Source organism: Dorea sp. AGR2135 (genome assembly GCF_000420885.1).
In the GTDB taxonomy this organism is placed as follows: Bacteria; Bacillota; Clostridia; order Lachnospirales; family Lachnospiraceae; genus Dorea; species Dorea formicigenerans.
In genome coordinates, this window is the sequence record NZ_ATVU01000038.1 from 1 (window position 1) to 21,091 (window position 21,091).

At 42.5% G+C, this 21,091-nt stretch carries 18 protein-coding genes and 2 pseudogenes; 1 reads left to right on the top strand and 19 read right to left on the bottom strand.

Annotated features, from left to right (window positions below; all coding sequences use genetic code 11):
* The 6 genes and pseudogenes from G593_RS18840 to tnpA all read right to left on the bottom strand — a co-directional run.
* Positions 1–716: pseudogene (locus tag G593_RS18840) on the bottom strand (L,D-transpeptidase family protein); the annotation flags it as partial.
* A 77-nt stretch (positions 717–793) separates the two neighbouring features.
* A complete protein-coding gene (locus tag G593_RS0116245) occupies positions 794–1,210 on the bottom strand; it encodes a GtrA family protein (RefSeq protein WP_005337922.1) in 417 nt (138 codons plus the stop codon).
* Positions 1,211–1,213: 3 nt separating this feature from the next.
* Complete coding sequence (locus tag G593_RS0116250; RefSeq protein WP_005337923.1) at positions 1,214–1,516, bottom strand: GBS Bsp-like repeat-containing protein; 303 nt, start codon at positions 1,514–1,516, stop codon at positions 1,214–1,216.
* 578 nt (positions 1,517–2,094) lie between these two features.
* Positions 2,095–2,418, bottom strand: a complete 324-nt coding sequence (locus G593_RS19140) for a helix-turn-helix domain-containing protein (protein WP_049946509.1) — start codon at positions 2,416–2,418, stop codon at positions 2,095–2,097.
* Positions 2,419–2,527: 109 nt separating this feature from the next.
* A complete protein-coding gene (gene tnpB / locus G593_RS0116260) occupies positions 2,528–3,631 on the bottom strand; it encodes an IS200/IS605 family element RNA-guided endonuclease TnpB (RefSeq protein WP_029732376.1) in 1,104 nt (367 codons plus the stop codon).
* A 17-nt stretch (positions 3,632–3,648) separates the two neighbouring features.
* A pseudogene (tnpA, locus tag G593_RS21610) lies at positions 3,649–4,048 on the bottom strand (IS200/IS605 family transposase).
* Between the two features lie 194 nt (positions 4,049–4,242).
* On the opposite strand from tnpA, the gene G593_RS0116270 reads away from it, so the two are divergent.
* Positions 4,243–4,623 carry a sporulation initiation factor Spo0A C-terminal domain-containing protein gene (locus tag G593_RS0116270; protein WP_005330501.1) on the top strand — a complete coding sequence of 127 codons (381 nt, stop codon included), beginning with the start codon at positions 4,243–4,245 and terminating at the stop codon, positions 4,621–4,623.
* A gap of 96 nt (positions 4,624–4,719) precedes the next feature.
* On the opposite strand, the gene G593_RS0116275 is transcribed toward G593_RS0116270, so the two are convergent.
* The 13 genes from G593_RS0116275 to uvrB all read right to left on the bottom strand — a co-directional run bounded on the left by G593_RS0116275 (position 4,720) and on the right by uvrB (position 20,940).
* Complete coding sequence (locus G593_RS0116275) at positions 4,720–4,947, bottom strand: acyl carrier protein (RefSeq protein WP_005330499.1); 228 nt, start codon at positions 4,945–4,947, stop codon at positions 4,720–4,722.
* A gap of 17 nt (positions 4,948–4,964) precedes the next feature.
* Positions 4,965–6,200, bottom strand: coding sequence for an alanine racemase (locus G593_RS0116280; protein ID WP_029732377.1), 1,236 nt, complete (start codon positions 6,198–6,200; stop codon positions 4,965–4,967).
* Positions 6,169–7,701: an amino acid adenylation domain-containing protein gene (locus G593_RS0116285; protein WP_022278426.1), complete on the bottom strand. Its 1,533-nt coding sequence runs from the start codon at positions 7,699–7,701 to the stop codon at positions 6,169–6,171. The genes G593_RS0116280 and G593_RS0116285 overlap by 32 nt, the downstream gene beginning before the upstream one ends.
* 4 nt (positions 7,702–7,705) lie before the next feature.
* Positions 7,706–7,969 carry an HPr family phosphocarrier protein gene (locus G593_RS0116290; protein ID WP_005337938.1) on the bottom strand — a complete coding sequence of 88 codons (264 nt, stop codon included), beginning with the start codon at positions 7,967–7,969 and terminating at the stop codon, positions 7,706–7,708.
* Positions 7,970–7,980: 11 nt separating this feature from the next.
* A complete protein-coding gene (locus G593_RS0116295; protein ID WP_029732378.1) occupies positions 7,981–9,219 on the bottom strand; it encodes a CdaR family protein in 1,239 nt (412 codons plus the stop codon).
* Positions 9,197–10,069, bottom strand: a complete 873-nt coding sequence (cdaA, locus tag G593_RS0116300; protein WP_005330488.1) for a diadenylate cyclase CdaA — start codon at positions 10,067–10,069, stop codon at positions 9,197–9,199. The genes G593_RS0116295 and cdaA overlap by 23 nt, the downstream gene beginning before the upstream one ends.
* A 67-nt stretch (positions 10,070–10,136) precedes the next feature.
* Entirely contained in the window at positions 10,137–11,255 is a 1,119-nt protein-coding gene (locus G593_RS0116305) for a hypothetical protein (RefSeq protein WP_029732379.1), read from the bottom strand.
* Positions 11,255–11,650 carry a hypothetical protein gene (locus tag G593_RS0116310; protein WP_029732381.1) on the bottom strand — a complete coding sequence of 132 codons (396 nt, stop codon included), beginning with the start codon at positions 11,648–11,650 and terminating at the stop codon, positions 11,255–11,257. Before G593_RS0116310 ends, G593_RS0116305 begins: the two co-directional genes overlap by 1 nt.
* A gap of 57 nt (positions 11,651–11,707) precedes the next feature.
* A complete protein-coding gene (locus G593_RS0116315) occupies positions 11,708–12,412 on the bottom strand; it encodes a ComF family protein (protein WP_330371135.1) in 705 nt (234 codons plus the stop codon).
* 95 nt (positions 12,413–12,507) lie between these two features.
* Positions 12,508–14,739 (bottom strand): SF1B family DNA helicase RecD2, encoded by a 2,232-nt coding sequence (recD2, locus tag G593_RS0116320; RefSeq protein ID WP_029732383.1) that lies wholly within the window; start codon positions 14,737–14,739, stop codon positions 12,508–12,510.
* Positions 14,740–14,769: 30 nt separating this feature from the next.
* On the bottom strand, positions 14,770–15,768 hold the full coding sequence (locus G593_RS0116325) for a rod shape-determining protein (RefSeq protein WP_005337949.1): 999 nt from the start codon (positions 15,766–15,768) through the stop codon (positions 14,770–14,772).
* Between the two features lie 101 nt (positions 15,769–15,869).
* Positions 15,870–18,713, bottom strand: coding sequence for an excinuclease ABC subunit UvrA (gene uvrA, locus G593_RS0116330; RefSeq protein ID WP_029732384.1), 2,844 nt, complete (start codon positions 18,711–18,713; stop codon positions 15,870–15,872).
* A gap of 247 nt (positions 18,714–18,960) precedes the next feature.
* A complete protein-coding gene (gene uvrB, locus G593_RS0116335) occupies positions 18,961–20,940 on the bottom strand; it encodes an excinuclease ABC subunit UvrB (protein ID WP_029732385.1) in 1,980 nt (659 codons plus the stop codon).
* Positions 20,941–21,091 lie beyond the last annotated feature (151 nt).

Below are 21,091 nucleotides of genomic sequence, written 5' to 3' on the forward strand. Positions count from 1 at the left end.
TTATTCAACATTAAATATGGATGTTCGGTATTACTTCCGTCTAAATAATACCATGCTCCATTCACATATCTCCAGCCATTTGCAAGTGCTCCACTTCCATCCGCATAGTACCAACCTTCCGGTTCCAATATCCAGCCTGTCTGCATCGCTCCACTTGCATCAAACACAAACATATTTCCATTAATTAATTGATGTGTACTTTTACTCATAACTCCCGGCTTGCTAATATTATCTCCGTTAAAATAATACCACACATTTCCGATATAACGCCAACCTGATGCTCTTGTTCCATTCAAGTCGTAATAATACCAGTCCCCTTCTTTCAAAAGCCAACCAGGAGTTGAATTTGAAGGAATTTCAACATTTTTTTCTTCTAAGCTTTGAACTTCATCACTCTGGTTTTGTTCCTTTAAGTTTGGGACTCCACTACTCTGATTTTGTCCCTCAACCTCTATTTTTTCTTCTGATTCTTTTTCTGATGATACTTCTTCTGATGATACTTCTTCTGATGATACTTCTTCTGATATCTTCACATCCGATTGATTATTTTCTACTGACTCTTCATTTTCAATCAGATTCGACTGTTCATAATCCACACTTTCAGATTCATCAATGTATTCTTCCGCAAATGCATAAATTACATTTGATGGTGCACTAAGCACAACAGACAAAACTATCAAAACAGCCATCTTCTTAAATACCCTCATCCTCTTCATATTTTCTCCTTTCAGCACAGTTTCTGCACAATTATTTAAATACAGTGTATCACAATTTTCTGATAACTGCGAGTTATTTATCTACTTGTTTTAAATACAAATAGTCTCTGCCCCAAATAATTGAACACTACAAATGCTCCCATTCCTACCAACATAGATAAGTTATCTTGCACAACTTTGTTCTCGCTACTCAAAATCCATGATACCATTGGTTTTGCCAGACCATATGCCAGCAAATAGCAAATCGTAATATTAACTACAAATATTCCCACCTGTCTCCAGGATTTTTTCTTATCCTGAAAGGTAAAATATTTATTTAAAAAGTAACTCACAATACTGCCCACAACATAATTGGATGCTGACGATACCCAGTAATTCAGATGGCACAGATTATATGCTACGAACATTACTGTTGTCCCCACAAGTGTGTTTATAATTCCAACTAAAATAAATTTCCAAAAAGTCAAGTCTAAATAATGTTTTATATTTTTCATCTTTTATTGCACACTTCCCATTCCTTCTCCGAGGACATACTGCTGTCCATCTGTGTTTACAGCATATACATGTATATGATACTCTCCCAATACAAAATTAAAATTGGCAATGTTCACATTTGTCGAATATGTCCCATCTTCGTTCTGTGGTAACTCCACCCATTGCAAATCACTCTGATCTTCGTTGTGCCAAACCACTGCTGTTACAGCTGCAATACTGTCATCATTTGCAATATTATAAGCAATAACAGGTAACGCCGCGGTATGATAATCATACTCTCCGACTGCTATTTCACCTGTTGGCACTTTTCCTTGTCTTAATAAAAATTCCTCGCTGTTTATATCTTTAATTCCAAATACTTCTTATCATTTCAGGTACTTGTTTCACTGTGCTTCTATGATAAAATTCTTTCTACTCCACAAACACCTGTTAAACTTCCATGATTATACCACACACTGTATTTTCCCGCAATAAAACATATCCAGTGAATGTCTTTTTACAATCGCTGGATATCATGTCCCTCTGCCTTTATTCTGCTTCCGCCACTTACCTTTTCAAGAATGCCTCGGCATTCTTGCTGCGAGGTGCGCGTCATGCAATTGCATGACATACTTCTACAGCGCACCTCTGCAAGTCTACACTCCGTTTCGGTCGGCACAAAACCATTGTCCACCGGACAATGTGCGCCCTGCCGGAGGCTATATCAGCTGGGGGATTGACTCCCACCACTGATACCAGCTTGTTTCTCACCACCTATAGGACGCCACTGAAAAAGTCCTTATTTTACGCAAAACGATACAAGATAAAGTATATTTATGTGTTTTACGCTACTATATATTGTATGTAAAAACAGTTTTTCAGTAGCGTCCTATAGAGGTGGGAGTCATCTCCCAGCTGATATACATTTCGGCTGTGGTTTGATCGCAATGTTCCGTCCTTTGTGATCTTTTTTCGGTTTCCAGTCTCTTCCCACCAGGTCGTCCAATGATACGTCAAAATAATCTGCCAGTGCACATAATTTGTATATGTCCGGCAGTCTCTTGTCTGACTCGTATCTTGTGTATGTAGAACGGGCGACACCGATGGCGTCTGCAATCTCTTCCTGTGTATACCCTCTTCCGATTCTTTTAATCTTAATGTTCAATCCTACTTGCATGCTGTCACCTGTTTTCTCTTTCGTCAATTTATGAACCAAATCCTCTGGCACTGCGTGAACTACCCATTGTCTTAAGCCAATGGGCTTCCTGCTTCATCGACCTCGTAACCTACTATCTCCACAGGCGTTAATTGGGGCAGTCCCTGCCCTATATATTTCTTTATGCTATTTGTCTTAATCCTTCTGTCAGTATATTTTTCGCAGCATTGATATCCCTGTCATGTTCTGCTTTGCATTTCGGACATATCCATGTCCTCACTGACAAATCTTTTGTATCTGGATTCTGATACCCACAAACAGAACATAATTGACTACTAGCATAAAATGTATCTATTTTGATGTATTTCCTGCCATTCCATTTTGCCTTATACTCTAACTGTCTTGTCAGCTCATACCATGATACATCACTTATGGCTTTTGCCAGATGATGATTTTTTACCATGTTTTTTATCTGCAAATCTTCCGAAACTATCACTTGGTTTTCGCTGATAATCTCATGTGAAACTTTATGTAGATAATCTTTTCTTATATTCCTTATTTTCTCATGGCATAATGCTATCTTTTTCTTTGTTTTATAATAGTTCTTACTTCTCTTTCCTTTATGTGACAGTTGCCTTTGCAACTTTACAAGCTGTTTCTCGTATTTTTTTATAATTTTTAGATTCTCATATACCTTCCCATCGGAAGTAATACATAAATCTTTAATTCCTAAATCGATTCCTATGTTATGATTTGTATGTGCCAGTTCCTTATGCTCCGTTTTTACAAGTATGGACACATAGTATTTTCCACTGGAAACCTGCGAAATGGTCGCTGACTTAATCTGCCCACTATATTCCCTGTGTAACCTTGCTTTTACCGCTTTTAATTTTGGCAATTTTATCTTCCCTGTCTCAAAATCTACCGCAATATTTCCATTTGTGAAGTTTGTTGTGTATGATTTATGGTTATCGTGTTTGCTCTTGAATTTCGGATATCCTGCATGCTCCTTAAAGAATTTTTGATATGCAGCGTCCATGTTATAGATTGCGTTGGTCAGAGCAAATTTATCTATTTCTTTTAACCATTCATAGTCTTTCTTTAATTCTCTGTTACAGTAATTATTACAATCCGTTTTACTAACTGACTTTTTCTCTTTCTCGTATATTTCTTTCCGATATGCCAATGTCTGATTGTAAACAAAACGGCAACAGCCAAATGTTTTTGCAATCTGAATTCTTTGTTCGCTATTAGGATATATCCTGTATTTATATGCTTTTAACACCCACTGTCGCCACCTTCCTACCCTTGATTTTCTATATATTTTCTCAACATCTCTTCTGAAACATTTCCTACACTGCAGACAAATTATCCGTCCAAAAAGTATGTTCTTTCCAGAAATGTTTTCGTAGATAATCCGGATATCTTTTCCAAATATGATATGTTGTATAACTCTTCATCAGATTTACTATTTTACTGATAGACATTGTTGGTTCTGTTTCTATCATGTAATGAATATGATCTTTATCTGTCTCCATATATCTGATAATGACTTTATGCTTTTGACATATCTCACAAGAAAACTGCTTTATATCATCTGATATTTGTTTTGACATCAGCAATTCTTTCTATACTTGCATACGAAAATAATATGATACTGTAACAAATATTTGTGTCTGTTTTTTGATTTCCACGTTCCCATAACGCAAGTATAGCACAAACCTCCGCTTCCGGCTACCTTACCCCACCGTCTAAAGCCAGTGGGATTGCGGTAGCCCTATTTCAATTATAACATTTTGTCTCATAATACGGAACTATTCTTTTTCTAGTTTAAATGTTGCATACCTATTCGTTTTTGTTATAATAAGATTAGATTTGTTGAAAAGGAGGGGTTTTTTGGTTCCTTTATCTGGTTCTGATGTCTCAGCACAGGATATTGAACAGCTGCTTCGGACTCTTGGTGCTTCTCCGGTCTATGCCGGCTTTACGCCAGCCGTAACAGCTCTTCAATATGTTCTGGCGGACCAACAGCTGTTGACATCTCTTACCACCAGACTTTACCCAAAAGTTGCCGAATCCTGCGAAATTGCGCTTCCTTGCGTTGAACGGAATATACGTACAATGATTGCAGTCATCTGGGAGAAGAACCAATTTTTATTCCAGATTGTTGTTGGATATCGCATGACCGCAAGACCATCTGTCGGAGACTTTTTAGCCAGCCTTTCCACTTTTCTGATGTATCATCCGGCCAAAGACTGGCCGGACTATCTGCGATAAAAAAATGTTATCGCAAAACATAAAAAAGTACCATGTCAGGCATTTTCTCGTGTCAACATGGTACTTTTTGTCATTCTCGTGTCCCCGTTTGTCCTCTTATTCAGCCTGCAGTCTCTGTACCATAGCCCAAAGTGCCTGTGCTGAGTTAAAGTTTTCCGGAATAATGTCAGCAGGTGTTACTGATACATCGAACTCGTCTTCCAATTCTCCTACGATAGACAGGATTGCAAAAGAATCCAGGATTCCATCATCAATCAATGTTGTACATGTCTCATAGTCAGCATCCGGCTGAATGTCCTCTAAAATCTCAATTAATTTTTCCATAGTTGTTATCTCCTTTTCTAATTTTTCATTCTATCTGTACATTCCGTGTTGATTGGGTAGCTTTCTGTTGCTTTTCTGGCCTCTATAAATCCGTCTTTTTCAGACCAGAACAGAATCCTTGGCATGCGCCGGCTCAGGAAGAGATAGATTCCTTCTGTTACAGAATAAGCACCCACCCGTTCAAATACAAGAGCGTCGCCAATCTTTGCATGTTTCAGCGGCATCTGTTTCACCAGTACATCATTGACCGTACACAGAGAGCCACAGATGTTCCAAAGAACTTCTGATTGTTCTTCTGATTGTTCTTCTGATTGTTCGTCCGATGTCTCCAATGGAGCATCCGGAATGTGTTTATGATGCGGCATCTTCATAGCCATTGCCTGTCCGTAGTAATTCAGATGGTTCAGTCCTCCATCTACGATACAGTAGTTCTGTCCGTGGTTGACTTTCTGATCTACGATACGAGTCACGTAATAACCACAGTATGCTGCAATATAGCGTCCCATTTCCAAAGTGATTTTCCCTTGGAATTTTAATGTTGCAAGTGTATCTGCAAATTGCTGCAGCAATGACTCATCATCTACCTCATCTTCATTTTCAAAATAAGGGATATAAAATCCCGGTCCATATTCCAGAACTTCAGCATCATAATCGCATGTTTCTTTCAGACGTGTAAGTATGTCATCCAGCCAATGCAGCTCTTTTTCAATCTTAGAGAACTTCTTTTTCTGAGTACCGGAATAGCACTGAATCCCTTCAATCCGCACATGTGGGTAGTCGTTCTTTTTAGAAACAATATTAAAAGCTTCTTCTTCATCTATGCCGAACTGGTTTCCACTTGTCACACGGATCAGTGCATGAATCGTAATGTTTTCTTCTTTTGCACACATTTCCAAGAGTTCCAGATGCTTCCTGGATTCGATTGTATACACGCCTGCATTTCCGTAAGTATGCATCGCATGGGTAATGTCGCATTTTTCCTTATTCACACCGGACAGTACAATTCTCTCCATTGGAATTCCGACTGTCTCACAAATGTGAAATTCTCCCGGGGAACATACCTCGAATTTGTCTGCCGTATCCTTTAACGGTCCTATCAGAAATGGGTTGGCTTTCATTGCAAAACAGATTTCTGTCCGTTCGCCCAGTATCGTTTTCATCATCTGAACTCTGGATTTTAACATATCCAGATCAAAGATATACGCAGGAGTCTCTTCCTGTCTAAGATAAGCTTGTAAGATTTCCTGATTCATAAGCTTCCTCCAGTTTCTTACGGTCGATTTTTCCATTTTTCGTAAGTGGAAATTCTTCTACTTTCACAAATACATTCGGAATCATGAATCCCGGAAGTCTTGTCCCGATTGCCCGGACGATTTGTTTCTTTTCCAGGTCTCCTTCATAGAATGCAAGAATTTTCCCCTTTGCCTCGTCATACATGCAAAGGCTCCGACCTAGTCCTTCCACTGTCTCCAGTGCAGTCTCAATCTCTCCAAGTTCAATACGATGTCCCATATGCTTAATCTGGAAATCTTTTCGTGATGCGAAGTACAGATTCCCATCTTCACCGTAATATGCCAGATCTCCTGTCCGGTAGATTGGCTCCAGATAAGATTGGTTCAATGGATTTTGCACAAATGCTTTTGCCGTCTGTTCCGGGTTATTGTAATATCCAAGTGACAAAGCAGTACCGGATACGCAGATTTCTCCTTTTTCTCCAGGTTTTGTCACTTCCCGGTCTTCTTCATCTAAGAGAAATACCTTTTCATTTGGAAATGGTTTTCCAATCGGAAGATTTTCTCCTGGTTCATATTCACGGTCAATAATATGATACGTACAGTTACATGTAATTTCAGTCGGACCGTAAACATTCACATACATAGCTTCCGGCAGATATTTCTTCCAGATGTTCAGATGCTTCACCGGCATGACTTCTCCACTGAATATGACTTTACGGATCTTCTGTGGCACTTTATAATCAAATCCTTTTAATGTTGATATGATACACAGTGCAGAGACCGCCCAGATCAGAGTCGTTACTTCCCGCTCGACCAGATAATCCAGAAGTTTTGTCGGAAATGAGAAAAACTTCTTTGGAATGATCTGCATAGTTGCTCCACATTTTAAAGTAGAGTAGATATCTTTTACCGACACATCAAAATCGAATGGTGCCTGATTTCCAATAACATCATGTTCTGTAATGTTGAATAATCTCGTAAATTCTTCTATAAAGTCAATGACTGATCTGTGGCTTACAACTACACCTTTTGGCACACCAGTGGAACCGGAAGTGAAGATTGCGTAGAGCGGATCCACATCCCGGCTCTGTTTTCTTACATTATCAAGATACTCCGCATCTTCCTGTGTCTGAAGTGCCTCTTCCATCATAATGACTTTGCCGTCAAATTCCAGACGCTCTCTTGGTTTATCATATGCTGGATCCGTCAACAGGACTTCTGCCTGTAATGTATCCAACACTGATCTCAGACGTTCTGTCGGAAGTTTCGGATCCAACAGAATATAAAAGCAGCCTGCGGACACGATTCCCATAAATGCATAAATAGCTTTTACGCCTTTATCCATAAGTACAGGAATCGGTTTTCCAGGAGTTACTTCCCTTCCCAGTCTTGTTCCTACTGCTCTGGCACTTTTGATCAGTTCGTCGTATGTGCACGCTGTCTCTTCATCTGCAAAGGCAGTCTTACCCGGAAATCTCCGGGCAGACTCCTCTGCATAGCATAAAATATTTCGAATCAATTTATTACTCCCCTAACCCGCTTTCTACAGCTTCTATCATTGCTTTTAATGCTTTTTCTTCTTCTTCCCCTTCACAGATCAGCAGAATCTCATCTCCGGATTTGATTCCGGCACCAAGGATACTTAGTACACTCTTGGCGTTGGCAATAGAATTCTCATACTCAAATGTGATCCGGCACTCAAATTTGTTTGCGATATTGCTGAAAATTCCAGCCGGACGCAGATGCAGTCCTGTTGGATTTGTGATTTGTACTTTCTGACTTACCATAGCTCTGCTCCTTATTTCTCTTCCAGTATAACATTTACAGATACCGTGCTCTCAAGCACACAGCCATCCGGAACGCCTACCGTTACCGGGACTGTATAAGTTCCAGCCGTCTGGTAGTTCTTAAGATCAATGCTTACATTATCACTGATCTTATATTGATCCAGTATATCTCCCGGCCCACGGATCTGAATCTCCAGTACATCTGCTGATTCATAACTTAGTGATAATCCATTTGCCAAGTTATTTACCTTGATGGCTCCCATAGAAATATCATAAGATTTTGTTCCATTTTTGTCAATTCCTACAGTCACAACTACAGATCCGGCATTTTCATCTGTCAGTGAAATATCTTCTGGAAGATAATCTGTGATGTCCACAACTTTCTCTGTCTTAGAAGTCAGTCCGGACATATTGAGTGCCGATGCCGGAACTGAGATCTTCTTCAACTTTTTCAGTTCTTCCGCTCTGCCGGTCACATTTACATGATCCGGCTCATACTTGATATCGCTGACAGAATATCCGTCTGCTGCTGTAATCTGTGAAGTATCAAATTCAACCTTAACGCTCTTCGTCTCAAGCACCTGTACACTGACAGATACACCTTCCGTACCAAGGTTATTGGCAAGAAGTGACTGGTCGATCACATTGTTATCACTATCGTATAATACAAGCTCTGATTTTGTCACAACGTCTTCAGATAATCCGGACACACTGACAGATGCCTCAACTTTACTGATGGAATCAATGACAGACTTCGGTCCCCGGATAGATACCATCTCCGGCACTGCCTGAATCTCTCCAAGTGTATAGCCATCTCGGACGGTTCCTGTCGTCTTTGGAACAATCGGGAATTTCTTCGTCTCTTCATCTTCCAGTTTTACCTGAAGATTACGTGGAGATACTTCTACACTTTCATAGTTGACTCCTGTAATCTCAACGCTGATCGGAATCTGTGTCTGAAGCGTCAGCTCTTTCATGTCTGCAGTCGCTTTTATATTATCTGCTTTTATCTTATTAAGTACAGATCTCTTTGCCCGTACTGTCACAGAGACATTCTGCGTGCCATCCTCAATCTGATAAGTCTGATTGGTCGCCGCAAGCACCTCTGCATTCGTTACCGCTACCGGTATATTATTAAATGTCTGGGTTGTTACCGGGTCATCGATATTTACCACAATCAGCCACAGCATCACTGCCAGGAGGAAGGATAATATCTTAAGGCCCCAATTATTCATCAGTCCTTTTTTCATCTTTATTCCTTCCTTTCCATATATGTTGCAGGAAATTCTTATTCTCCGGCTTTCTGTTCTGTATATAAGTCAGCTTCTCGCGAAGTTCTTCCCTCGTTACTGCCCGATCAAGCACACCTCCCTGTGCTACAGACACCTTGCCGTTCTCCTCAGACACAACGATGATCAGAGCATCACTGACCTCACTCATGCCTACCGCTGCTCTGTGCCTTGTTCCAAGCTCCTTGCTAAGCCCCATGTTATCAGACAATGGCAGATAACATGTCGCAGATACAATTCTGTCACCACGGATAATGATAGCGCCATCGTGAAGTGGTGTGTTGTGCTCGAATATATTCATCAGTACCTGCATGGATACGAGACAGTCCATCTTAATCCCTGTACTTTCATACTCCGTCAGATGTATTGCCTGTTCCACCACGATCAGCGCTCCTGTCTTCACGCGTCCCATGTTGTAAGCTGCATCGATAATACTGTCCATGGTATCTTCACTGAACCTGCTGCTTTCTTTGTTCGTCTCAAATGGTACGATCGAACTCAGGAACTGCTTCTCCCCAAGCTTTTCCAGAGCCCTTCGAAGTTCCGGCTGAAATACTACAACTGCCGCCGTAGCCAGTACCGTTACCGAATTCCTTGCCAGAAATAAAATTGTATGCATCTTAAAAACTGCTGCAAGCAATACAAAGATACCAAGTACAACAATTCCTCGCATCAGCATCCATGCTTTTGTATTGATCAGCCACATTGCAATATGATAGATCAGATATGTCAAAATCAGGATTTCAATAATATCTGTCAGATGCGCATCTGGAAAATACAGTTCCTGACTGACAGCTCCTAATACATGCATAATATACTGTTTCACCCGGTCACCCCCTTTTGCTATAATTATTTATCTTCCCATTTAAAATTCTTTTTTATCTCATATCAGGATCATTTTCAAAACTTCTTCTTAAAAGCTCCTGATCCACATCAGCGTCCATAACATTACGTCTTTTTGATGCCGGACGTTTTTTCTTTTTTTGTCCCTGCTCGCTTTGACGTGCCTTTTCCTGTGCCTGTTTTTTTGCTTTTTTTCTAACTTCCGCAGTGTCCATGATCTCCGTTTCCTGTCGTTCATTGATCCGCTTCACCGTCTTCTCCGGTGTAGATACTACAATCTTCGGAACTGCTTTTACATAGTAATAGTATTCATCATCTTCGTACTGAAGATTCTCACTTCTTGAATAATCTACGGAGAAGAAGAACAATTCCAGAATCACTCCGATAACCGCTGCTCCGATACTTCCAAAAATCAATGAACCGTAAGATGCATGGACTCCCATAGCAACATCTCCGATTGCCACTACTACAATATTCACAACAGCTCCCGTTATAACTGAAATAGTCCATGCATGTGCGATTGCCTGTTTGCGAAGCGTATAAACAACCAGTGTACAGATAATAAATGCAACAAGGACAATCCACAGTTCTTTATTCTGGAAGACCTGTTTTGCATATTTCCCAATCTGTCCCATCATACCTTTCACAGAACCGCCCTGCATACCGGAGGCTGCTTTTTTCATATAAGCCATCATATAATATACAACCGTTCCACATCCCACTGCCACCATGGAAATCGGTGACATTAAAAGCGCACATGAGATTGGAACAACAACCGGAATCTTAAGTGCAAATGCCAGTGGTGTCAAAAGTACAACGATTGCCATCTTCGGTGTAAAACGAAGATAAAAAATATACATGATCAGGAAAATCAATGCTGTTACAACAAGTGCTGCGATGGATACTGAATACATATGTACAAGGATCAGTGCTGTTGCCAGAATCACTGTAATGATCGGTGGAAAGAAAGTTGCAATAATCGCAAGTGCCAATGCCACCACCGGCGATGCCAGTGTCTTCATAAATCCTACATTATTGTTGATCATGTAAAATGTCATGACCGCCAGAACAAATTGTATTGCTTTATCCGCCACAATTGAGTATCTGGAATACAAATCCTGCATTCTCTCCCGTATTACATATAAACTGTCCATTACTTTGTCTCCTTTTCATACATCTTCAACAGTCTCGTCAGAATGTGATTATATCTCTTTACCCGCTGTCTCGCTTCCTGATGCTTTTTATTATACAGGTGGCTTGCAATTCCAATATAAGACACAAGAACTACCACATATCCGACAACTGCCGCGAGACCCAACGTAATCAGTAATGCTGTTGACATCTTCTCCATCAGAGTATCAAGTCCTGCGATCATCGCAATTGCCCAGGCTGCTATATAGCCTATTGTCACCCACAGAACCGTATATAAAATGTGCACTCCGGCATAATCTTTTCGATAGTATTCACTGATTTTAAAATCCTCTTTTCCCTGCGTCTGATCATACAGAGCAAGCTGAGTCATTAGCTTGACTTTTCGCTCATCTAACATATATGCACCTCAAAATCCTTTTTTATCGATGAAACATCATTTTCAGTATAGCAAATCTCAGTACCCTTGTCCAATACTTATAGTCAAAAAGTAAACTTTTTGGAACCCCATAGTTTTCAATACTTTTGCAACTTGATCCACGGTATTCCCTGTTGTGTAAATATCATCGATAATAATGACACGTCGAAAATCTGTCGGAAGTCTGTCCGGATCTCCTCCCGGAGCAAATGCATGTTCCAGATTCTTTTTTCTCCCGATGGGATCCAGCTTTTTCTGATAACCAGTGTAATGAACCCGTTTTACCAGATTCGCAACGACCGGAATCCCAAGTATTTTCCCTATCTCTTCTGCCAGAAGCTCCGCCTGGTTGTAACCACGCTTCCTGCGCCTTTTTCTGTGCAGAGGCACCGGGACAAGTGCCTGCGGTCTCCATCTTCGGATCTCTTCTGCATATTTTATGCAGATTTCCTGTGCAAAATACTTCGCAACATATCTCTGATTATGATATTTTAACTGGTAAATTGCCTGGTTCACCGGAGGTTTGTGAAGCCACACCGACAACCCTCTTTCATAAATGTGTTCTGTGTTATAGCAGTCATGGCAAAATTCCCTCTCTTCACAGCGGATTGGTTTCCCACATTTCAGGCATCGCGGTTCATGGATTTCTAATTTTTCCACAGCTTTTCTGCACAAAGGGCATACTCCCCCACGATTTACCTTTCCACAAAAAGGGCAGATCGAAGGCCAGAAAATATCCAACACCTTTTCTGACCATATTTCTCCTTGTCTTTCTCTGCTTTTTTCATACTTTATATTATATTTTACATTCTTTTTTTTATTATATTTTTCTATGATCACTATGCAAGTTCTAGGATTCGCTCCGCCAGACTTGTATTTCGCCGCTGCTCGCTGGTATTCTGGATCATTTCCTGAAATACTGAATCACTGCCCACAAGTGTGACACATTTTCTTGCTCTTGTCACTGCTGTATAGATTAGATTCCGGTTGTAAAGCTGTCTTGGTCCTTGAAGAAGCGGGATGACAACCGCCGGATACTCACTTCCCTGAGCTTTATGTATCGTGATTGCATAAGCAAGCTCCAACTCATCAAGAATCGCATACGGATACTTCACCTGGCGCTGTTCGTCATACTCAACCGTAACCGTCTCCTCGTAAGCGTTGATGTTCTTGATGATTCCCATGTCGCCGTTAAATACGCCCAGTCCTTTGTCAATGGTCATTCCGTATTTCGTGCAGACTTCCCACTCTAGCTGGTAATTGTTCTTAATCTGCATCACCTTGTCACCTTCACGCAGCAGGCGGTCTCCCACTTCTTTTTCCTGCTTTTGGGGTGATGGCGGATTCAGATACTGCTGAAGGATTTTATTCAGCCTCTCCACGCCCAGATTTCCTTTTCGCATCGGTGTCAGCACCTGAATGTCATAAGGTGAGGCATCTACGAACTTTGGAAGTTTTTTCTGGATCAACGTAATTACAACACTGATGATCACATTTGGATCAGACCGTTTTAAAAAGAAAAAGTCCATACTTTTATTGTCCAATATGACTGGTTCTCCACGGTTAATTTTATGTGCATTTACGATAATATCACTCTCTTTTGCCTGCCGGAAGATTTTTTCCAGCTTTACAACCGGGAAACAATCCGATGCGATCATGTCTTTAAGCACTCTTCCAGGGCCTACACTTGGCAGCTGATTTCCGTCTCCGACCATGATCAGTCTGGTCCCCGGCATAATCGCGTCAAGAAGTGCCTTCATAAGCGGCAGATCTACCATGGACATTTCATCAATGATAATCACATCTGACTCCAGCGGATTCTCTGCATTTCTTCCAAATCCATTTCCAAATCCGACATTATCTCTCTTATCATCATCTTCCGGATTGCCACTGACTTCCAACAGGCGATGAATGGTCTGAGCCTCACAGCCGGTTGCCTCTGTCATGCGCTTCGCCGCACGTCCAGTCGGTGCTGCAAGAAGGATATCTGCTCCTTCTTCCTCAAAGAAATGGATCATTGCATTGATTGTCGTCGTTTTTCCGGTTCCCGGTCCTCCAGTCACGATCAGAATTCCGTGCCGCACTGCTTCCATTACAGCTTCTCTTTGTCTGTCATCCAGTGCCAGTTCTGCCTGTTCTTCTATCATATGGATGCGATGCTCCAAAACAGACGGTGTCACATCAAAATCTACATTCAGATCATGCAACATCTTTGCAACCGTGAGTTCCATATAATAATAATGGGAGGAATAAACACGAAGCCCTTCATCCGACTCTTTCAGAACAACTTTTTTCTCCATGGCAAGATCCATCACATACTTTTCAATGTGCTGAACCTCTACATCAAGAAGCTGACTGGCACGATATAGCAGAACCTCCTGAAGAAGATAGACATGTCCTTCACTGACACTCTGAATCAATGTATAGAAAATACCACTTCGAATCCGGTAATCGGAATCTGTGTGTATCCCGACCTTCGACGCAATCTCATCGGCCGTCTTAAAGCCAACTCCCGGCACATGATCTGCCATCTGATATGGATTTTCTTCTATTACGCGATAAACGCTCTGACCATAATGCTGATAAATCCTTGCCGCCAGTGTCGTAGAAATGCCATATTTTTGCAGATAGATCATGGCTTCCCTCATATCCTTTTTTTCTTCTACCTGAATGGCGATCTCTCTGGCTTTCCGCTCGCTGATTCCTTTTACCTCGGCAAGACGCTCCGGTTCTTCTTCAATAATGCGGAATGTATCACCACCGAACTTCTTCACGATCCGTCCTGCCAGCGACGGTCCGACACCTTTGATAGCTCCGGAACCAAGATAACGTTCAATCGACACCTTATCTTCCGGCTGACATACCTTCGAAGTCTCTACCTGAAACTGGGTTCCATACACTTTGTGTACAATATACTCTCCCGTCAGCTCCAACAGTTCTCCCTCTTCAATGTAGTGAAACTTTCCTACACAGGTCAGGTCTCCGTCATCATTATTCAAATTAAATACTGTATACCCGTTGTCTTCATTCCGGTATACAATGTGCTCTACATATCCCTTAATCTCTTCCATCTATTGTCCCAAATCTGCCCGACAGGTATATCATATTCTTTGCAGTTCCCGTCTTGCGCTCATAAGTTCCACATATTCTCCGGTTCCGATTGCTACGACCTGCGTAGGCTCCTCTGCAGTCATTGTATTGATTCCGGTTCTCTCCTCGATCATCTCTTCCAGCCCGCGAAGCTTTGCTCCACCTCCGGTCAGCATGATCCCGCGTTCCAGAATATCTGCGGAAAGTTCCGGCGGCGTACGCTCCAGAACGCTGATAATTGCTTCAATAATCTGGTTGGATGTTCCCTGAAGTGCCCGTTCTGTCTCTGCCGAAGTCACCGTAACTGTCTTTGGCAGTCCTGTAACCAGATTCCGTCCACTGACCTCCATCGCTTCATTTTCGATCAGAGGATACGTCGTTCCAATCTTAATCTTGATGTCTTCTGCGGTTCGGTCTCCGATCAGCAGATTGTGTTTTTTCTTCATATAACGTACAATTGCCTCGTCAAAATCGTCTCCGGCAACTTTCAGTGAGGTACTGACTACCGTACCTCCAAGAGAGATCACGGCCACATCGGTCGTACCTCCCCCGATATCTACGATCAGATTACCACATGCTTTGGAAATATCAATACCTGCACCGATTGCTGCCGCCACAGGTTCCTCGATCAGATAGACATCTCTGGCTCCTGCCGCAAATGTCGCCTGCTGTACCGCATTTCTCTCAACTTCCGTCACACCGCTTGGCACACAGATACTGATACGTGGTTTCTGAAATGTTCTTCTTCCCAGTGCTTTCTGAACAAAATACTTGATCATCTTCTCTGTCACAGTATAATCGGAAATAACTCCCTGACGCAAAGGACGCACTGCGATAATATTGCCTGGCGTTCTTCCCAGCATCAGACGTGCCTCCTCGCCGATTGCCTTCACTTCATTGCTGTCTCTGTCAAATGCAACGACAGAAGGTTCTTTGAGTATGACTCCCTTTCCCTTCACATATACAAGAATACTGGCTGTTCCCAGATCTATTCCAATATCTACTGCCATGATATAACCTCTTTCTTTCTGCTATCCCTTTTATCCATATCATTATCTTTCGTTTTCTCAGGAAGTGCAACCCTTTTTTCCTTAAATATTTGTGAAGATACTTATTTTTCAAGCATCGGCTTGATATATTTTCCGGTGTATGATACCGGACTTTCAGCCACTTCTTCCGGCGTTCCCTTTGCAATAACAGTTCCGCCTTTGTCACCGCCTTCCGGTCCCATATCAATAATATAATCTGCTGTCTTGATCACATCCAGATTATGCTCAATGACTACGACTGTATTGCCGTCCGCTGATAATCTATGCAGAATCTCTGTCAGTTTATGCACATCTGCAAAATGTAATCCTGTCGTAGGTTCATCTAGTATATAGATGGTCTTTCCCGTACTTCTCCGACTCAGTTCTGTCGCCAGCTTGATCCGCTGCGCCTCTCCTCCGGAAAGCTGTGTGGAAGGCTGACCGAGACGGATATAGGAAAGTCCCACATCATAAAGTGTCTCCATCTTTCTTCGGATACTTGGTACATTTTCAAAGAAATGCAATGCCTCTTCCACGGTCATATTGAGTACATCATAAATACTCTTTCCTTTGTATTTTACCTCCAGTGTCTCCCGGTTATACCTCTTTCCGTGGCAAACCTCGCAAGGTACATAAACATCCGGCAGAAAATGCATCTCGATTTTCAGGATTCCGTCTCCGGCACAGGCTTCACAACGTCCGCCTTTCACATTGAAACTGAATCTTCCTTTCTTGTACCCACGTGCTTTTGCGTCTGCTGTAGATGCAAAAAGGTCACGGATGAGATCAAATACTCCCGTATAGGTTGCCGGGTTTGATCTCGGTGTTCTTCCAATCGGAGACTGGTCAATGGCAATCACTTTATCCAGCTGCTCCAGGCCATCAATGGCATTATGTTTTCCCGGAATCACTCTTGCTCTGTTCAGATCTCTTGCAAGACGTTTGTACAAGATTTCATTTACAAGCGAACTCTTTCCAGATCCAGACACACCTGTCACACAGGTCATCACACCAAGCGGGATCTCTACATCCACATTTTTTAAGTTATTCTCTCTTGCTCCGCTGATCTTAATCCAGCCTGACGGATCCGCGCGGTGCTCCGGTACCGGAATCTGCATTCTTCCGCTAAGGTAAGCCCCTGTGATGGATTTTTTATTCTTCATGATCTGCTCTGCGGTTCCACATGCAATCACTTCTCCTCCATGCTCACCGGCACCAGGTCCAATGTCCACAATATAGTCTGCCGCACGCATCGTATCCTCATCATGTTCCACGACAATGACAGAATTTCCAAGATCACGCAGATGCTTCAGTGTTCCGAGCAGTTTGTCATTATCCCTCTGGTGCAGGCCGATACTCGGCTCGTCCAGAATATAAGCCACTCCCACCAGACCGGAACCAATCTGTGTCGCAAGACGGATTCTCTGCGCTTCTCCTCCGGATAATGTTCCGGTAGCACGGGCAAGCGTCAGGTAATCCAGACCTACGTCCATCAAAAACTTGATTCTTGCCTGGATCTCTTTTAAGATTTGTCCTCCGATTATCTTCTGCTGCTGCGTAAGCTCCAGACTACCCATAAATGTTTGCAGGTTTTCAATGGACATCTCTGTCACTTCTGCAATATTTTTACCACCGACCGTCACTGCAAGCGCTTCTGCCTTCAGTCGCTGGCCGCCACATTTTCTACACGGAGTGATTCTCATAAACTCTTCATATTCTGCCTTCATTGTCTCAGATGAAGTCTCCCGGTATCTTCGTTCCACATTGCGGATTAGTCCTTCAAATGCAACATCATAGACACCTTCTCCGCGCTGGCCTTTATAATGAACTTTCACCTCACGGCCATTCGTTCCGTGGATGATCACATCTTGGATTTCCTGTGGATAGTCCTGAAATGGCGTGTCCAGAGAAAAGTCATATGCTTTGCAAAGTGCATCAAGAATCGCATAGGTAAAACTCTTCTTATCCGTACAAGACTGCCATCCCATTACGGTAATCGCTCCTTCGCTGATGCTCAGTCTCTTATCCGGGATCATCAGATTCTCATCAAATTCCATCTTATATCCAAGTCCGAAACACTCCGGGCATGCGCCAAATGGATTGTTGAAAGAGAAGCTTCGCGGCTCTATCTCATCGATACTGATTCCACAGTCCGGGCAGGAAAAGCTCTGGCTGAAATTCATCGGCTCCCCGTCAATAATGTCAACAATCATCAGCCCCTCTGCCAGATGCAGTACATTTTCAATCGAATCCGTAAGACGCTTCTCAATTCCCGGCTTCACAACAAGTCGATCCACGATGATTTCTATATTATGCTTGATGTTCTTATCTAATGCGATCTCTTCGGATAATTCATACAGATTACCGTCCACACGCACACGTACATATCCGCTTTTCTTCGCTCTCTCCAGAAGCTTTTCATGGCGTCCTTTTCTTCCACGGACAACTGGCGCAAGGAGCTGGATCTTCGTGCGCTCCGGCAGTTCCATGATCTGATCTACCATCTGATCTACCGTCTGTTTCTTAATCTCACGGCCACATTTCGGACAATGTGGAATTCCGATTCTCGCATATAACAGCCGAAAATAATCATAGATCTCCGTCACTGTTCCTACTGTAGATCTTGGATTGCGGTTCGTGGATTTCTGGTCAATGGAAATTGCCGGAGAAAGTCCTTCAATACTCTCCACATCCGGTTTCTCCATCTGCCCCAGGAACTGTCTTGCATAAGAAGACAGAGACTCCATATATCTCCTCTGTCCTTCCGCATAAATGGTATCGAACGCCAGAGAGGACTTTCCTGAACCGCTAAGTCCGGTAAGAACTACCAGTTCATTTCTTGGAATATCCAAGTCTATATTTTTCAAATTATGCTCATTTGCACCTCGTATTTTAATAAATTGTCTTTTTTCATTTTTTGCTGCCATATTTTTTAATTTCCTTTTATTATTTCAAGAATGCCTCGGCATTCTTGCTGCGAGGTGCGCGTCATGTAATTGCATGACATACTTCTACTGCGCACCTCTGCAAGTCTACACTCCGTTTCGGTCGGCGCAAAACCATTGTCCACCGGACAATGTGCGCCCTGCCGTAGGCTATATCTGTTCATTTATTGATAATCGGTTTAAAAGATTCGAAACTTCCTATGCTTACACAATGGTAGAATGACCTTTACTACTCTTTAAGCATCTTCTTCAGCTCGATCAACTTATCACGCAGCTCTGCTGCTGCTTCGAAATTCAACTCTGCTGCTGCCTTCTTCATCTGCTTTGTCACATCGGCAATCAACTTCAAAAGCTCCTTCTCACTCATAGATTCCGGATCTTTATCCATCTGAAGTTCTGTGGCAGCAACCTTCTTAGAAATGCTAATCAGGTCACGGACACTCTTCTGAATCGTAGTTGGCGTAATACCATGTTCCTCATTATATGCCATCTGGATCTTGCGGCGACGCTTCGTCTCTTCAATCGCATTCTTCATAGAATCTGTCATATTATCTGCATACATGATAACATGACCTTTTGCATTACGTGCTGCACGTCCGATTGTCTGCACAAGAGATGTCTCTGAACGCAGGAATCCCTCTTTATCCGCGTCCAGAATCGCCACAAGCGTGATTTCCGGAATATCCAGACCTTCTCGCAGAAGATTGATTCCGACCAGAACGTCAAAAACATCGAGACGCATATCCCGCACGATCTCTGTCCGCTCCAGCGTATCAATATCCGAATGCAGATAGCGGACACGAATACCAAGTTCCCGCATATAATCGGTCAGATCTTCTGCCATTCGTTTCGTCAATGTAGTGATCAAAATCTTATGTTTTCCTGCAATCTCCTTCTTCACCTCACCAATCAAGTCATCAATCTGTCCCTCAACCGGGCGCACCTCGATTTCAGGATCCAGAAGTCCTGTCGGACGGATTACCTGCTGTGCACGTAAAAGTTCATGCTCTTCCTCATACTGTCCAGGTGTCGCAGACACGAACAGTACCTGATCAATCTTACTTTCAAATTCTTCGAAACTAAGTGGACGGTTATCCAGCGCAGACGGCAGCCGAAATCCATAGTCCACCAGCGTTCTCTTTCTGGACTGATCTCCGTGGTACATACCGCCAATCTGCGGAACCGTCTTGTGCGACTCATCGATCATTATGATAAAATCATCCGGGAAATAATCCATCAATGTATTCGGCGGCTGCCCTGGAGCAAGTCCTGCCAGATGCCTGGAGTAGTTCTCGATCCCTGAACAGAATCCGGTCTCACGCATCATTTCTATATCAAAATTCGTTCGTTCCGCAATTCTCTGGGCTTCCAGAAGTTTATCTTCACCTTTGAAATATTTCACCTGTTCTTCCAGTTCAATCTCAATATTTTTAATTGCTTTTTCCATACGCTCCTTCGGTACAACGTAATGGGATGCCGGAAATATTGCAATATGATTCAATGTATTTTTAATCTCTCCGGTAAGCATGTCTATCTCCGAAATCCGGTCAATCTCATCTCCGAAAAATTCCACACGGATAGCCGTATCGCCCCGGTCTGCCGGTACAACTTCTACAGTATCGCCTCGTACCCGGAATGTTCCCCGCTTGAAATCCATATCATTTCTGTCATATTGAATATCTATCAACTGACGCAAGACTTCATCTCTGTCCTTCTCCATCCCCGGTCGGAGCGATACCATCATCTGTTCAAAGTTCTCCGGTTCACCAAGACCATAGATGCAGGAAACGCTGGCAATTACGATCACATCCCTGCGCTCGATCAATGCTGCCGTTGCCGATAACCTCAGCTTATCAATCTCTTCATTTACGGAGGAATCCTTCGCAATGTAGGTGTCTGAAGATGGGACATAAGCCTCCGGCTGGTAGTAATCGTAGTAGGAGACAAAATATTCCACTGCGTTATCGGGGAACATCTCCTTGAACTCTCCGTATAACTGAGCTGCAAGTGTTTTATTATGAGCGATGACAAGCGTCGGCTTCTGTAATTGCTGAATCACATTTGCCATCGTAAAAGTCTTTCCAGAACCCGTAACCCCTAGTAAAGTCTGGCATTGATTGCCTTCCTTGAACCCTTTCACAAGCTCTGCGATCGCCTGTGGCTGGTCTCCGGTTGGCTCATATGGGGCTTTTAATTTGAACTCATTCATGGTAAATTCCTCCATTTGTGACTTTTACTATGACCAATATCAGCCAAAAATTCGTATCCGGATTCGTAACGAAAAACTCATTTTTGTGGTGAATAGATGTGTTTCTCACCTCGTTACGAATAAAAGTCACATTACGTAGTATCCCTGTGGG